General features: G+C 36.5%; 9 protein-coding genes. 7 read left to right on the top strand and 2 right to left on the bottom strand.

Translation table 11 applies throughout. From position 1 onward, the window contains the following. Positions 1 to 111 precede the first annotated feature (111 nt). Both AC4BC4_RS02345 and AC4BC4_RS02350 read right to left on the bottom strand, forming a co-directional pair. Positions 112 to 1,887 carry an ABC transporter ATP-binding protein gene (locus tag AC4BC4_RS02345; RefSeq protein WP_490476634.1) on the bottom strand — a complete coding sequence of 592 codons (1,776 nt, stop codon included), beginning with the start codon at positions 1,885 to 1,887 and terminating at the stop codon, positions 112 to 114. Further along, positions 1,887 to 3,629: an ABC transporter ATP-binding protein gene (locus AC4BC4_RS02350; protein WP_490476635.1), complete on the bottom strand. Its 1,743-nt coding sequence runs from the start codon at positions 3,627 to 3,629 to the stop codon at positions 1,887 to 1,889. The genes AC4BC4_RS02345 and AC4BC4_RS02350 overlap by 1 nt, the downstream gene beginning before the upstream one ends. A gap of 98 nt (positions 3,630 to 3,727) precedes the next feature. Between AC4BC4_RS02350 and AC4BC4_RS02355 the strand changes: the two genes are divergently transcribed. From AC4BC4_RS02355 to AC4BC4_RS02385, 7 genes are all read left to right on the top strand, one after another. After that, positions 3,728 to 4,495: a MerR family transcriptional regulator gene (locus AC4BC4_RS02355; RefSeq protein ID WP_490476636.1), complete on the top strand. Its 768-nt coding sequence runs from the start codon at positions 3,728 to 3,730 to the stop codon at positions 4,493 to 4,495. 73 nt (positions 4,496 to 4,568) lie between these two features. After that, positions 4,569 to 4,901 carry a thioredoxin family protein gene (locus AC4BC4_RS02360; RefSeq protein ID WP_490476637.1) on the top strand — a complete coding sequence of 111 codons (333 nt, stop codon included), beginning with the start codon at positions 4,569 to 4,571 and terminating at the stop codon, positions 4,899 to 4,901. A gap of 186 nt (positions 4,902 to 5,087) precedes the next feature. Beyond that, positions 5,088 to 5,924 (top strand): BglG family transcription antiterminator LicT, encoded by an 837-nt coding sequence (gene licT / locus AC4BC4_RS02365; protein ID WP_438757391.1) that lies wholly within the window; start codon positions 5,088 to 5,090, stop codon positions 5,922 to 5,924. A 109-nt stretch (positions 5,925 to 6,033) separates the two neighbouring features. After that, positions 6,034 to 7,914: a beta-glucoside-specific PTS transporter subunit IIABC gene (locus AC4BC4_RS02370; protein ID WP_490476638.1), complete on the top strand. Its 1,881-nt coding sequence runs from the start codon at positions 6,034 to 6,036 to the stop codon at positions 7,912 to 7,914. Beyond that, entirely contained in the window at positions 7,911 to 9,335 is a 1,425-nt protein-coding gene (locus AC4BC4_RS02375; protein WP_490476639.1) for a 6-phospho-beta-glucosidase, read from the top strand. The genes AC4BC4_RS02370 and AC4BC4_RS02375 overlap by 4 nt, the downstream gene beginning before the upstream one ends. Before the next feature lie 613 nt (positions 9,336 to 9,948). Further along, positions 9,949 to 13,593 carry a Cna B-type domain-containing protein gene (locus tag AC4BC4_RS02380; protein ID WP_490476640.1) on the top strand — a complete coding sequence of 1,215 codons (3,645 nt, stop codon included), beginning with the start codon at positions 9,949 to 9,951 and terminating at the stop codon, positions 13,591 to 13,593. A 229-nt stretch (positions 13,594 to 13,822) separates the two neighbouring features. After that, on the top strand, positions 13,823 to 15,136 hold the full coding sequence (locus AC4BC4_RS02385; RefSeq protein ID WP_490476641.1) for a metallophosphoesterase: 1,314 nt from the start codon (positions 13,823 to 13,825) through the stop codon (positions 15,134 to 15,136). Position 15,137 lies beyond the last annotated feature (1 nt).

A 15,137-nucleotide genomic window follows, 5' to 3' on the forward strand; every position in this document is an offset into this window, starting at 1 on the left:
GATTCGGAAAGCAGATTATTAAATATAGGAGTACTTGATAATCATTTTTTATACTAACAAAAGCGTGATAAAACCTTAGCAAGTTTTATCACGCTTTTTAATTCTTAATTCTTAAGTCTGCTGAAATTGACTATTATACAACGATGCATACAACGAAGGTTTCGCCAGTAATTCTTGGTGATTGCCTTTTTCTACAATATCGCCATCTTTCATCACTAAAATCAAATCAGCATTTTCAATCGTAGACAAACGGTGCGCAATCACAAAACTTGTTCGATTATTCGTCACCTCATCCATCGCTTTTTGAATGTGCGCTTCGGTTCTAGTATCCACGCTAGACGTTGCTTCATCCAAAATAACCACAGGCGGATTCGCTAAAATGATCCGAGCAATTGTTAATAGTTGTTGCTGTCCTTGTGACAGTGAGCCGTTCTCACTAGAAATAATAGAATCATAACCATTCGGTAAAGTCCGAATAAAGTGATCGCATTGTGCAATTTTAGCAGCTTCGATGACCTCTTCTCGTGTCGCATCCATTCGCCCATACGCAATATTTTCTGCAATCGTTCCTTCAAACAACCATGTATTTTGTAAAACCATTCCAAACATTGCACGTAAATTAGATCTCGAAAGATCGGTAATATCAACGCCATCAAAGGTGATACGGCCGCCATTTAGTTCATAAAAACGCATCAGTAAGTTCACTAATGTCGTTTTACCAGCGCCAGTTGGCCCAACGATCGCCACCATTTGTTTTGGTTTCACCGTAAAATAAACCTGTTTCATCAACATTTTTTCTTCTGAATAACCAAACTGAACGTTATCAAAAGCAATGGCACCAGTTGGTTGATCGATGATTTGTAAATCCGCTTTTTCTGGGACATCATCTTCGGCATCTAAAATCTCAAAGATCCGATCAACCGCTGCTAGCGCTGCTTGAATCGAGTTAATGACATAAGAAGCTGTAGAAATCGGTTCAGAAACTTGATTAATATATTGTAAGTAAGCCTGAAGCAATCCAATCGTGATTCCACCTTGTAAAACTAGGAATGCGCCAATGATCGCACTGACGATAAACGCCAATTGATTGATCAAACGGATCGCTGGATAAATCGCAAAATTCATAAATTGAGCACTTAAAAAAGCATTGTAATGCTTTTGATTCGTTTCTGAAATAACATTTTTTGCATGATCTTGTTGATTGAATGTTTTTGTCACTAAATTACCAGATAAAAACTCTTCTGTTTTATTATTTAAAATCCCAAGTTCTGCCTGACTTGCTTCGGCGAGTTTCTTATTTTTATTCGAAATTTTACCCGTTAAAAATGAGCTTCCAGCAATCAATAAAACCACGATTAAGGTTAATTTGACATCGATGTAAAATAACATGATTCCAGCAAAAATAATTGTTGAGATCGATGTAAAAAATTGATTGATTCCTGTCAAAAAAACTTGTGATAATTGATTTAGACTGGTTGTTGTTCGACTTAAAATATCCCCAACTTGATGTTGATCAAAAAACGACATCGGTAAAGATTTGAATTTTTTTGAGACTTCTTTTCGGACTCTAAGTGTGATTCGTTCGCTCAAAGATGCCATGACACGTTCTTGAATATAAGACATTACGCTACTAAGAATCGAGAATACGATCAGAATCAAAACAGGGACTAATAAAGCCTCTTCGACCATTGGAAACGAGATATGACCGACGCCGTGTCTTTTGATCAGTGTCAGCAAATCATCAATGGCGAGTCCCATGATAAATGGCATAGCAATGACTAAGGCATTTCCAATCAAACTGCATAGAATCAAGCCAAAAAATATCGGACGTTCAGGTCGGATCAATTGAAAGAATCGTTTTAGTGTTTGTTTGTTTACTTTTTCCATCATGACTTCGCTCCTTCCGTGATGATCCCTTGTGAGTGGGCAAATTCTTGATACGTTTTGTTATGTTGTAAAAGTTGGCTGTGGGTTCCTTGACCTACGATTTTTCCTTCGTCTAGGACAATGATGTTATCTGCTTGTTGGATCGTGCTTAATCTTTGGGCAACGATCAGCAAAGTTTTGTCTGCCATTTCTTCTTTTAAAGCGAGTCTTAATGCGGCATCTGTTTGATAATCAAGCGCTGAAAAGCTATCGTCAAAGATATAAATATCTGCCGGTTTGATCAAGGCTCGAGCGATACACAAACGTTGTCTTTGTCCCCCAGAGAAGTTCGTTCCGCCTTGTGCTACGAATGAATCGTACCCGTCTTCCAATGTAGCGAGATAAGCAGAAAGTTGAGAGATTTTAGCTGCTCGATCCATATCTGCTTTTGTGGCTTCAGGATAACCCATCAATAAGTTGCTCTTGATGGTTCCACTAAATAGAAAAGCTTTTTGAGGAACATAACTGATTTTAGAACGTAATTCTTCTTGTGTGACAGTTCTAATATCCACACCATCGAATAAAATCGCACCTTCAGATACATCGCTAAGTCGTAATAATAATTTAGCCACGGTACTTTTACCAGAGCCTGTTCCGCCAACGATCGCGGTTGTTTTTCCTTTTGAAATACTGAAATGAATATCCTCTAAAACAGGTTCATCTGCTTGATCATAACTGAATGTCACGTGATTTAAATCGATCAAGGCATCATGTGGTCCAGTTTCCTCAAGTAAAACAGGTTGTTTCGTATCAAGAATTTGATCTTGTGTATTCAAAATTTCTTCGATTCTTTTTACTGAAGCAAGCGATCTAGGCAACATAACTAAAACCATTGCTGCAATCATCAAGTAAGCAAGTGTCAGCAAAGAATATTCCACAACGGCTGAAACAGTTCCGATTTGCAAAGTCCCAAGCGCAACTAAATTTCCGCCAAACCATAGAATAGAAGAGAAAACGATTCCCATCAGCAAAAAGGCGACAGGTGTAATGAAAGCAAAAATACTATTTACTCGAATCATGCCATTTGCATAATCAGAAAATGTTTTATTTGTTCGTTCTTCTTCATACTCTTGATTGTTAAACGCTCGAATCATATTGATCCCCGTGAAAAACTCTCGTAAGGTCACAATGATCTTATCCATTTTAGGTTGGATCAATAAGGAAAGTGGTGTTCCTTTTTTCATTAAGAGATAAACGATCAATCCAAAAGCTGTGATCGCAATTAATGGAACTAAAGCTAATGTTGCCGAGTAAGTGAATGTCATATATAGGGAAAAGACAGCAATGATCGGAGCTGGTAAAATTAGTTGTAGAAACAATACGATCATTTGTTGAATATTATCAACATCATTCGTCATTCGTGTCAGCAATGAACCTGTTCCAAAACGATCTGCATCTTTAATAGAAAATGTTTGGAGCTTGTCGAAAAACATCGCTCGTGTTTCAAAACCAAATTTAGCTGCTACTTTAGCGGATAGATAACTTCCAGCAATTGCTGAGAGCGCACCAAATAAAGCCATTGCGAGCATTTTAAGCCCAATGATTTTGATGGATTGCTCGTTGCCGCTCGCAATCCCCACGTCGATCAACTGTGCGACCAATAACGGTACACCAAGTGTTCCGATAATTTGTAAACACAAACAAATAACGGTAGCAAAAATAAGTGTTCTATTCTTTTTAATGAAAAACTGAATGATTTTCATATAAATTCCTCCTTTTCAAGACTCAAAGTGAATTCTACACCTTCAAGTTACTTGAATGTCAATGTTTTTTGTTTATAATGAAACTAAGAGGTGATTTTATGGAAAAAGAGAAGTTATTGACGGTGGGCCAAGTAGCTGAAATTATGAAATTACCAAAATCGAAGATCCGTTATTGGGATAATATGAATCTGCTGACCTCTTCTAGAAATAGAGAAAACGGCTATCGAATGTTTGATATGGAGGATATTTTGACAATCAGTGATATTGATTTTTATCGCAGACTGGACATTCCCATTAATAAAATGACGAACCTCTATCGAAAATCACCAGAGGAATTATGGACTATATTAGATGAGACAGAGACTAGAGTTGCTGCAGAATTAGCTGAACTTGAGAAAAAGCAACAAGGAATCAAGCACAGAAAAGGCCAGTTATTAAGCTTGATTGAGTTAAAAGAAAAAAAATTTATTGACGAGCCATTAGATGTAGAACGAATTATCCCAATTGATTTAAAAGATCCCAATGAATTGCAGACATACATTGATAATCCTTCAAGTCTAGTGGTGTATATCGATCCTAAAAATGAAAAAGAAATCATCTATGGTTTCGCTGTTACCACAAAAGAATTTGTAGAAGAAGCTTCAATTTGGCAACAGTCAGAGCAAATCAGCTATTCATACAAACAATTCCTACTTACGATCAAGTCAGATGATCCTTTAGAAAATAATTTTCGATCAATGAAGGAAAAATTGGAAAAACAAGGCTATCAAACAGGTACGATGGTCGGCCGCTATATCATGACGGCAGAAGATAAAGAAGGATTTTATAGAGATCACTATAAAGCATGGATCGAAGTCAAGAGGTAAAGTCGGGCATAACTATCGTAATCTTTTTGAGAAGGTGCTATGATGTAGCCAATCAAAAAAGGATGATCGATCAATGGAAAAGTTACAAACAATTCAAGACGTAGTAACCCTTATCAATAAAAATCATCTTGCTTTCTTATATGTATCGCAAGAGAATTGTTCGGTGTGCCATGCGCTTAGACCGAAATTGACCGAGCTGTTAAAAAGGTATCCTAAAATCGAACTAAGAGAAGTTGAAGCAGATAAAGTCAAAGAAATTTCCGCTGAATATTTGATTTTTTCAGCGCCTACTTTGCTTTTTTTCGTTGAGGGAAAAGAATACATTCGAGAAGGAAAATTTGTGCAGTTAAAAAAATTAGCTGAGGCTATCGAGCAGATTTATCAGTTTGAAGAAAGCCATGTGTAATGTGTGAGGGCGTCTGTCACCAAAATGTAAGCGTACTATTGACAAAGAAAATAAGACGTTGTATACTTTGGTCAACGGATCGTTACTGGTTAAGCAGGCGTGACCTCACACATTACTTTTTTTGGTGATGTTTGATAGGGTCAGGTCTTTTTTCGTTTTTTAAGTCAAGAACAGGAGATAATTTCAATGAAAATACTGAAAGTTTTTAACAATAATGTTTCTTTGGTTTTAAATGATGACAACATCGAAGAAATTATTATGGGCAAAGGCGTCGGCTTCAACAAGCGTGCAGGTGATGCAATCGATGCAGTCCTGATTGAAAAAAGATTTGTTCTTGAAGGTAACAATTCCGTTAGTAATTTAGATAATCTGCTTTCTCGAATTGATATTGAAGATATTGAACTGGCCAGTGATATTATTCAATTAGGTGAAGCAGAATTAGAACAGTCCATTGATGATGCCATTTTACTGACATTGTCCGATCATATCGGGTTTGTCTTGAATCGAGCAGCAGAAGGATTACAAATGCGCTCGCCATTAGAATGGGATATCAAACAGATTTATACGAAAGAATATGCGTTTGCACTAAAAGCCGTTCAGATGATGCGAGAGAAAACAGGTATTGAAATTCCAGATCAAGAAGCAGCTTTTATTACCCTTCATTTTGTAAATGCCTATAATTCTACTAGCAATATGAACGAAACGATGCTGACGACCAAAATCATTCAAAGCATTATTGATATTATTAAATATCATTATGGGAAAGAATATGATGAAACGTCTTATGATTTTACTCGTTTCATTACCCATATTCGTTACTTTGTCAAAAGACAGTTGGATAAAGAAGTATCCTCAAATGAGGATTCATCTTTGATCAATTTGATCGCTGTCAACTATAAACAAGATTATCAGTGTGCAGTCAAGATCAAAACATTTTTGGAACAACAATACGATTGGACGATTTCAAATGATGAATTGATGTACTTGACACTTCACTTAAATCGCTTGTCAAGCAATCAATAGGATCGTTACTGGTGGAGCAGGCGTGACCTAAGAAAAACACTTAGTTTATAAGTGTTTCTTAGGTCACTTTTTTTATAAAAAAAATGAATCAAAGAGAGGAACTATCATCATGCGTTATGAAGAAGAAAGTAAAAAAATCATCGAACTTGTCGGTGGCAAGTCGAACATCAATAGTTTAGTTCATTGTGCGACGCGTTTAAGATTCAGTTTGAAAAACACTAAAAAAGCGGACAAAGAAGCGTTAGAAAAACTACCGTATGTAATGTCAGTGGTCAATAGTGGTGGGCAATACCAAGTAGTGATCGGCAGTAAAGTACCCGATTATTACGCGGCGATTCAATCGCTTGCTGATTTAAACGAAGATGCACCAAAGACTGAAAAAAAACTAAGTTTCAATTATGTGTTTGAAGTGATTTCTGGCGCTTTTTCACCATTGATTCCAGCAATGGCCGGATCTGGCATGATCAAAGCCATCCTGACGATTTTAGTTGAAATGAAATTATTAGCAGACACTAGTTCAACGTATCTAGTATTGAGTGCCGCTAGCAATGCGATTTTTTACTTTTTACCTGTTTTTCTAGGAATCACGTTGACCAAAAAAATCGGTGGCAACATGTATGTAGGTGGAGTGATCGGTGCAGCATTACTGGAACCGTCGTTCACGGGCATGATCGGTCAAGAAAAGCTTGATTTTTTAGGTATCAATTTAAATGTTGTCGATTATGCAACAACGATTTTCCCGATTTTTGTAGCGATCTTCATCTACTCGTTCGTGGATAAAATCTTACGGAAAATTATATTTAGAGACCTTCAATTATTTGCAGTGCCAATGTTTAGTTTGATGATCATGGTTCCGTTGACAGCCTTACTTTTCGGTCCATTTGGAACAGTCATCGGTGATGCGTTATCCCAAGGTGTTATGTGGTTGATCGGTAAAAGTGCGTTGCTTTCAGGAATCGTATTAGGTGGCGGAATGCCATTTATGGTTATGTTTGGTTTACATTGGGGATTTTCACCAATCACACTCGAAAACTTGACCGTTATGGGTGGTGACCCAATTGAAGGGATGGCTGTTGCAGCTGTTTTTGCTCAAATCGGGATCGCAATCGGTTTTTATTTGAAAGCTAAAAAACATTCTAAAATGAAAGCTTTAGCTGGACCGTTAGCATTGACTGGTTTATTTGCTGGAGTAACAGAACCAATCGTTTATGGGTTGATTTTAAGATACAAACGGTTATTGCCGATCGTAGCGATTTCAGGAGCTATTGGTGGTGCGATTTGTGGCGTGACAGGCGTTACGATGAATGCTTATGTATTCCATAATATTTTCTCTATTCCAGTTTATACACCAAAAGTCGGTTATTTTATTGGAGTGGGTGCTGCTTTGATCACAGGTGCCGTATTGACGTATTTCTTCGGTGTTAAAGAAGATGAAATGACCGATTTTTTACCTGAAACAGACCAGGGAGAAGATGATTTTCAAGAAGAACCTGTTAAAGAACAAGTAGCGACTGAAACGACGGTTTATGCACCGCTTGAAGGGACAGTGATTCCGTTGAAAGAAGTAGAGGACGATGTTTTCTCTAGTGAAATTGCAGGAAAAGGGGTTGCGATTATCCCGACTGATAATAAAGTGATTGCACCATTCGATGGAACCGTCGTTGCAATTTTCCCCTCAAAACATGCGATTGGCTTAAAATCAAATGGAGGAAGTGAATTATTGATCCATATCGGAATCAATACGGTTAATTTGAATGGTAAATATTTTGAGACAAAAGTTGAAATGGGTGATGCGATCACACGTGGGCAAACGTTATTAGTCTTTGATCGCGAAAAAATCGAACAAGAAGGCTATGCGATGACATCACCAGTGATTTTAACAGATAGTCAAAGTATGGAAACAATGAACATTGTCAATACCACTGAATCAGTAACACCCGCAACCCAATTATTTGTTGTAGGCTCAAAGAAGGAGGAAATAGATAAATGAGAAACGATTTCTTATGGGGCGGCGCGGTAGCTGCTCATCAAGTGGAAGGCGGCTTTGATCGAGGTGGCAAAGGCGTGAGTATTGCAGATGTCATGACCGCGGGCTCAAAAGATCATGCTAGAGAAATTACAGATGGTATTATAGAAGGAAAATTTTATCCTAACCATGAAGCCATTGATTTTTATGGACATTATAAAGAAGATATTCAGTTATTCGCTGAAATGGGTTTTAAATGCCTAAGAACAAGTATTGCCTGGACGAGAATTTTTCCAAACGGTGATGAACAAGAACCAAATGAAGCTGGACTAGCGTTTTATGACGATTTATTTGATGAGTTATTGAAACATGGCATCGAGCCTGTCATTACATTATCTCACTTTGAAATGCCATATCATTTGGTCAAACACTATGGCGGTTGGCGAAGTCGTAAACTGATCGAATTTTTCACTACATTTGCTACGATCGTGATGGAGCGCTATAAAGACAAGGTAAAATACTGGATGACCTTTAATGAAATCAATAATCAACGCATTTTGGAAAATCCAATTTATTCATTTACCAACTCAGGCATTCTTTACCAAGAAGACGAAGATAAGTTAAAGACGATGTATCAAGCAGCCCATTATCAATTTGTTGCGGGGGCAATAACAGTTGTTGAAGGAAAGAAAATCAATTCTGATTTCCAAATTGGTTGTATGTTGGCGGCAACACCAAATTATCCACTGACGAGTGATCCAAATGATATTATCGCGGCCCAACAAGAAGATGAAAAACAGTTATTTTTTACAGATGTCCAAGTAAGAGGGAATTATCCACGTTGGGCAATCAAGGAATGGGAAAGAAACGGCTATGAACTGGATATTACGGATGAAGATTTACAGAAACTAAAAGCTGGAACAGTGGATTATATTGGTATCAGCTACTATTTAAGTAATACGATTTCAACACGCCCAGAAGCAGTTCGATTGGAAGATGATTTACTTGGGGATAGTTCCCTTGTTGAAAATCCTTATGTCAGTATGACAGAATGGGGTTGGTCGATCGATCCGACTGGATTACGTCATTATCTAAATCTTTTAAGTAATCGTTATGAACGCCCGATCTTTATCGTAGAAAATGGTTTTGGTTACGCAGATACTTTAATCGAAGACAAGGTGCACGATGTAGAAAGAATCGATTTTCTCAGCCAGCATATCAAAGAAATGAAAAAAGCCGTCGAACTGGATGGAGTAGATGTTTTAGGCTATACGGTTTGGGGCTGTATCGATCCTATTTCGTTTACCACAGGCGAAATGCGCAAGCGTTATGGTTTTATATATGTAGATCGTGACAATCAAGGCAATGGTTCACTAAATCGGATAAAAAAAGATTCGTTTCAGTGGTATAAACACTTGATCGCAACAAATGGAGTGGAAATCTGAACGATATTCTAGATGCTAGTGAGAACTAGCTGGAAAAATAAATAATGCCAATATGAAGTGTAGAAGGAATTTCTTCTACACTTTTTTCGATTTGATTAAAAAAATAGAGTGGAATTATATAAAAAATATTTATTTTAAGTATGCTGGAAATTAGTTGATTTTTTTCAATCAAAAATTTTAATTCATTTGAGTAAATTAGTTTAGCATGTTATTGATTTCAGGCGATTACTAATTAGAGATAGTAATGACATGTTGAGAGAAACGAGTGAAAAACGATTGAATACAATCAATAAAGCATCTTTTCCTCGGTTTTTAAATCCGGATAAAAGAAGTTGAACTAATCATAAAAGTATAACGTGTTATTTATCTGCAACTTGAAATCGTTGATATTTTTTCGGTATATTAAAAAAAAATGATAAATATATTATATGCGAACGTTTTAATATGTGTTTTTTGTGAATAATTATATATATATTATATATAATGTTTGTTCTTTTATTATTTTGCTATATCATTATAAATAACTTAGGTTGATCGTAGGATAGTGGAAGGATAAGAGAGTATCCCTGTATTCTTCCACTATTTCGAGGTACATAATTGAGAGGAGAACTTCATGAACAAAAAATATGTAAATTTATTATTGATATTAATACTAACGGTAGGGACAAATCTGTCAAGTTTGTCAGTTGCTTTTGCTAAAGAGTCTACAAGAGAGTCTGGTAGGTCTGGAGACAAATACGTCACGGATAGTTGGCTTGAAAATAGTAGAAGTGAAGTGATTGATGGAAATAAACTAGAAATAAAAGAAATATACACTTTAAATTACGAGTGGGCAATTCCTGATAACACCTTTAAAAAAGGAGATGTATTAGAATTCTATATTCCGAAAGAATTTGTCGTTCATGATATTTCCAGTTTTCCTTTGAAAGAAAATGGAGAGGAGATTGGTATTGTAAAAATTAAAGGAAACGCAACGGAAGGATTTTATTTTGAATTAACATTTACCACTGATTATGTAGAAACACACTCCAATATCAATGGGAATTTTTCTATTTCAGTTGCGTTGAATGAACGATATGTTTCTGATGGTGAGAATATCGATATAAAGTATCCAGATAAAATAATCTCTACAGAAATCATCCCTGATGACAGTGAATCTGTTGGAGAAGGTGGTAATGGTAACGTCGGAGGAGATGGGACTGGAGCTGGAAAACCAGAAAATAATGAAAAAGTAGGTAGATTAGATACAAGGGATCTTTACAATCCGAATACGCAACAGTTTGATACACCAACACGTGTATTTTCTTGGAATGTTGGACTGGGAAGAAACACGCTATTAGGAAAGGCCAATTCATTTGATGAAATTGACTCTATAGTTTTGGAAGATACGTTAGAAAACCAAAAATTAATCGGGATGAATGAGTTCGATGGTAACTGGCCTGACGCGTTTGCTTGGAAAAGAGGCTTTTTTGATACTATCGGTTTCGAATACGGAGGCGTTTCTAAAGAAAATATGGGTCTTATCTATAAAGATGGTCAAGACTTTGCTAGTTCTTTTAAAATGAATGTTTTGCCACAAATTTTAGTATGGGAAGACTTGGCTGAGAGCAAAAATGCCAAAACGGAAGAATTTAGTTTAGAGTATTATTCGGTTCCGATTGATTCAGAAAATATTATTACCGATCAAGAATTTAATAACAATTTAAAAATTACAATAAACTATAAAAATGGTGAATCAAATAATTGGGTGCTGGAAGAAAGTGTTATTTGGAATGTTGCTGATGGAAATGCTTCCGGGAAAACAGCAGCTGTAGAGTTTGAAAAAATAGATGGAACCACAAATAATCCATTGGACGGAGCACAGTTTGACTTGTATAAGGTCAATAATCAAGGAAATGAAGTGAAAGTCAAAAGTGGGATACAATCCAATGGAAATGGTAAAGTAAGCGTCACAGGGCTAACAACTGGAAATTACTATTTTATTGAAACAAAGGCTCCAAATGGGTATCTACAATCAGAAGAGAAACTGAACTTCACGGTAGAGACCACAGATTTGTATGACAATGCTGCGCAACCTATTTATAAACAGATTGGCTCATACAAAAACTATGAAATAAGCTCGAAAACCAGTATAAATGTCACGAAAGCATGGAACGACAAAGAAGACCAAGACGGCCTGCGTCCACAAAGTATTCAAGTACAATTATATGCAGACGGGGAAAAATCAGGAAATGAAGTAACCTTAAATGCCGGAAATAATTGGACTCATACGTGGCAAGAATTAGATGAAAAAAATAACGGAAAAACAATCGAATATACCGTTCAAGAAGTAACCAAAGTAAACGGTTATGACACGACGATCACAGCAGAAACTATTGGAAACATCACTATTACCAATAACCATACACCAGAAGTAACAGAAGTTTCAGGGACTAAAACATGGAACGATAAAAATGATCAAGACGGGATTCGACCAACGAACGTAACGGTTAATCTATTGGCGAATGGCGTAAAAGTAGACGAACAAACAGTTGGAGAAAAGGAACAATGGGCCTATCAATTCACCAACTTACCTAAATATGAAAATGGCCAAGAAATCACTTATACAGTGACCGAAAATACCGTTCCCGAGTATTCAACAGAGATTAACGGGTTTGATCTTACAAATCATTATACGCCAGGAGTAACCAGTGCCACGGTCACGAAAGCATGGGACGACAAAGAAGACCAAGATGGCCTGCGTCCACAAAGTATTCAAGTACAATTATATGCGGATGGGGAAAAATCAGGAGACGAAGTAACCTTAAATGCCGGAAATAACTGGACCCATACGTGGCAAGAATTAGATGAAAAAAATAACGGAAAAACAATCGAATACACCGTTCAAGAAGTAACGAAAGTAAACGGTTATGACACGACGATCACAACCAATACTATTGGAAACATCACTATTACCAATAACCATACACCAGAAGTAACAGAAGTTTCAGGGACTAAAACATGGAACGATAAAAATGATCAAGATGGGATTCGACCAACGAACGTAACGGTTAATCTATTGGCGAATGGCGTAAAAGTAGACGAGCAAACAGTTGGAGAAAAAGAAAAATGGGCCTATCAATTCACCAACTTACCTAAATATGAAAATGGCCAAGAAATCACTTATACAGTGACCGAAAATACCGTTCCCGAGTATTCAACAGAAATTAACGGGTTTGATCTTACAAATCATTATACACCAGGAGTAACCAGTGCCACGGTCACCAAAGCATGGGACGACAAAGAGGATCAAGATGGCCTGCGTCCACAAAGTATTCAAGTACAATTATATGCAGATGGGGAAAAATCAGGAGACGAAGTAACCTTAAATGCCGGAAATAATTGGACTCATACGTGGCAAGAATTAGATGAAAAAAATAACGGAAAAACAATCGAATATACCGTTCAAGAAGTAACCAAAGTAAACGGTTATGACACGACGATCACAGCAGAAACTATTGGAAACATCATCATCACCAATAGCCATACACCAGAAGTAACAGAAGTTTCTGGGACTAAAACATGGAACGATAAAAATGACCAAGATGGGATTCGACCAACGAACGTAACAGTTAATCTATTGGCGAATGGCGTAAAAGTAGACGAACAAACAGTTGGAGAAAAGGAACAATGGGCCTATCAATTCACCAACTTACCTAAATATGAAAATGGCCAAGAAATCACTTATACAGTGACCGAAAATAAAGTTCCCGAGTATTCAACAGAGATTAACGGGTTTGATCTTACAAATCATTATACGCCAGGAGTAACCAGCGCTACGGTCACGAAAGCATGGGACGATAAAGAGGATCAAGATGGCCTGCGTCCACAAAGTATTCAAGTACAATTATATGCGGATGGGGAAAAATCAGGAAACGAAGTAACCTTAAATGCCGGAAATAACTGGACCCATACGTGGCAAGAATTAGATGAAAAAAACAACGGAAAAACAATCGAATATACCGTTCAAGAAGTAACCAAAGTAAACGGTTATGACACGACGATCACAGCAGAAACTATTGGAAACATCATCATCACCAATAGCCATACACCAAAGGAAAAAGAAACAACAAATCCCAATAATAATTCAGATGATGCACCAAAAGGTTTGATTGCCAAATTAGGTGAAAAAGGCTCAAAAACTATTATTCTGATTGGGTTGATTTTGATAATAATAGTGGCAAGTGTCTACATCGAAAGAAGAGCTAAAAAAATATAGATACTTGGTATTAAGATTTCGATTTATAGTGAAACTAAACGTTAAAAACCCAAACAAACTGCGTAAGTAGCCGATTTTAAATAAGCTACTTACGCAGTTTTTTATGAGGTAAATAGAGAAACAAAATTTAGAATAAGAAACCCAGACTATACGATTTTAACGTACTCTCGCTTTTTCTCGGAAAAAAGCATAAAATGAAATGGAACAATAGAGAATGGGGAATTAATAAATGAAGAAAAAAATCGGGTTTATTTTGTTCAGTATACTAGTAATAGTGTTGCTGATCATCTATTTTGGTAAGGGTAAAGTCCAGGTAGAAGAAACGCTATTTAAAAAAGAGGCTATTGAATTTTGGGTAATCAGTGATCCTCATTATATTGATAAAAGTTTAACGGATTCAGGTTCAGCTTTTAAAAAAATTAAAGAAACAGCAGCAGGCAAAGAACTGGATTATCAAAAAGAAAGCTTTCAAGCCTTTATCAACAAAGCCATTGAGAAAAAGCCTGATATGCTGATCATTACAGGTGACCTAACATTAAATGGTGAAAAAGTCAGTGCAGAAAAATTGACTGAATTATTAAAACAATTAACTACCAAAGGTATAAACGTCTTTGTGATTCCAGGAAACCACGATGTCAATGATGGCTGGGCTAGGAAATTTGTTGAGGATAAGCAAGAAAAAACAGAAGCCATTTCGATTGCTGACTTTAAAGAAATTTTTGCCGATTTTGGCTATGGCAATGCGACGAACTACGATAAAAATTCATTGAGTTATTCAGTAGCGGTTAATCAACAGTATAATTTTCTTTTTCTCGATTCCAACATTTATCCTGAAGACAAAGAACCTCGATCAAGACCTAACACAGGCGGAACGATTCGAGGAAAGACAATGAGATGGATCAAAACACAATTAGACATAGCGAAGCAAGAAAATAAAAAAACATTGGTTTTTATGCATCACAATATTTATGCACATAACAAACTATTATCAAGTGGATTTGTCCTTAATAATGCGGACGAATTCAAGCAAGTCTTGGCGGATTATCAAGTGCCGATTGTTTTTTCAGGCCATATTCACGCGCAAGATATCATGACCGAAACAATCAATAATCAAAAAATAACCGAAATCGTATCTAGCTCCTTTTCGATTGCTCCCCAAGGGTACGGTATAGTGAAACTAGACGGTGATTCATTTGATTACCAAAAAAAAGAAAACAACGCTGCCATTTCTAAAATAGAAAATTATCCGCAATATATCAAAGAACTGTTTATTGACGACGGGAAAAGACTCGGCTATTCTCAATTGATCGATGCTGGATTGTCAGATAGCGAAAAACTAGACACAGCAGCTGAATTTGTTGGACAAGTAAACTATCGCTTTTTCTCAGGTAATGATTTTATCACGGATGAAGAGGTGGCAAAAATCAAAGCAGAATCTGGCTATCAGATCATCGCTGAAAATAGTAAATTTTTAAAAGAATATATCGATTCGATCATTCAAGATAAAAATCAAGACGATAATCGGTTGAAAATACAATTTTGAT

This window comes from Enterococcus sp. AMC1086, assembly GCF_058216575.1.

What these genes read in the sequence shown, in the direction of transcription:
- AC4BC4_RS02345 (WP_490476634.1), bottom strand. Translation starts at nt 1,887, where the DNA reads ATGGAAAAAGTAAACAAACAAACACTAAAACGATTCTTTCAATTGATC.
- AC4BC4_RS02350 (WP_490476635.1), bottom strand. Translation starts at nt 3,629, where the DNA reads ATGAAAATCATTCAGTTTTTCATTAAAAAGAATAGAACACTTATTTTT.
- AC4BC4_RS02355 (WP_490476636.1), top strand. Translation starts at nt 3,728, where the DNA reads ATGGAAAAAGAGAAGTTATTGACGGTGGGCCAAGTAGCTGAAATTATG.
- AC4BC4_RS02360 (WP_490476637.1), top strand. Translation starts at nt 4,569, where the DNA reads ATGGAAAAGTTACAAACAATTCAAGACGTAGTAACCCTTATCAATAAA.
- licT (WP_438757391.1), top strand. Translation starts at nt 5,088, where the DNA reads ATGAAAATACTGAAAGTTTTTAACAATAATGTTTCTTTGGTTTTAAAT.
- AC4BC4_RS02370 (WP_490476638.1), top strand. Translation starts at nt 6,034, where the DNA reads ATGCGTTATGAAGAAGAAAGTAAAAAAATCATCGAACTTGTCGGTGGC.
- AC4BC4_RS02375 (WP_490476639.1), top strand. Translation starts at nt 7,911, where the DNA reads ATGAGAAACGATTTCTTATGGGGCGGCGCGGTAGCTGCTCATCAAGTG.
- AC4BC4_RS02380 (WP_490476640.1), top strand. Translation starts at nt 9,949, where the DNA reads ATGAACAAAAAATATGTAAATTTATTATTGATATTAATACTAACGGTA.
- AC4BC4_RS02385 (WP_490476641.1), top strand. Translation starts at nt 13,823, where the DNA reads ATGAAGAAAAAAATCGGGTTTATTTTGTTCAGTATACTAGTAATAGTG.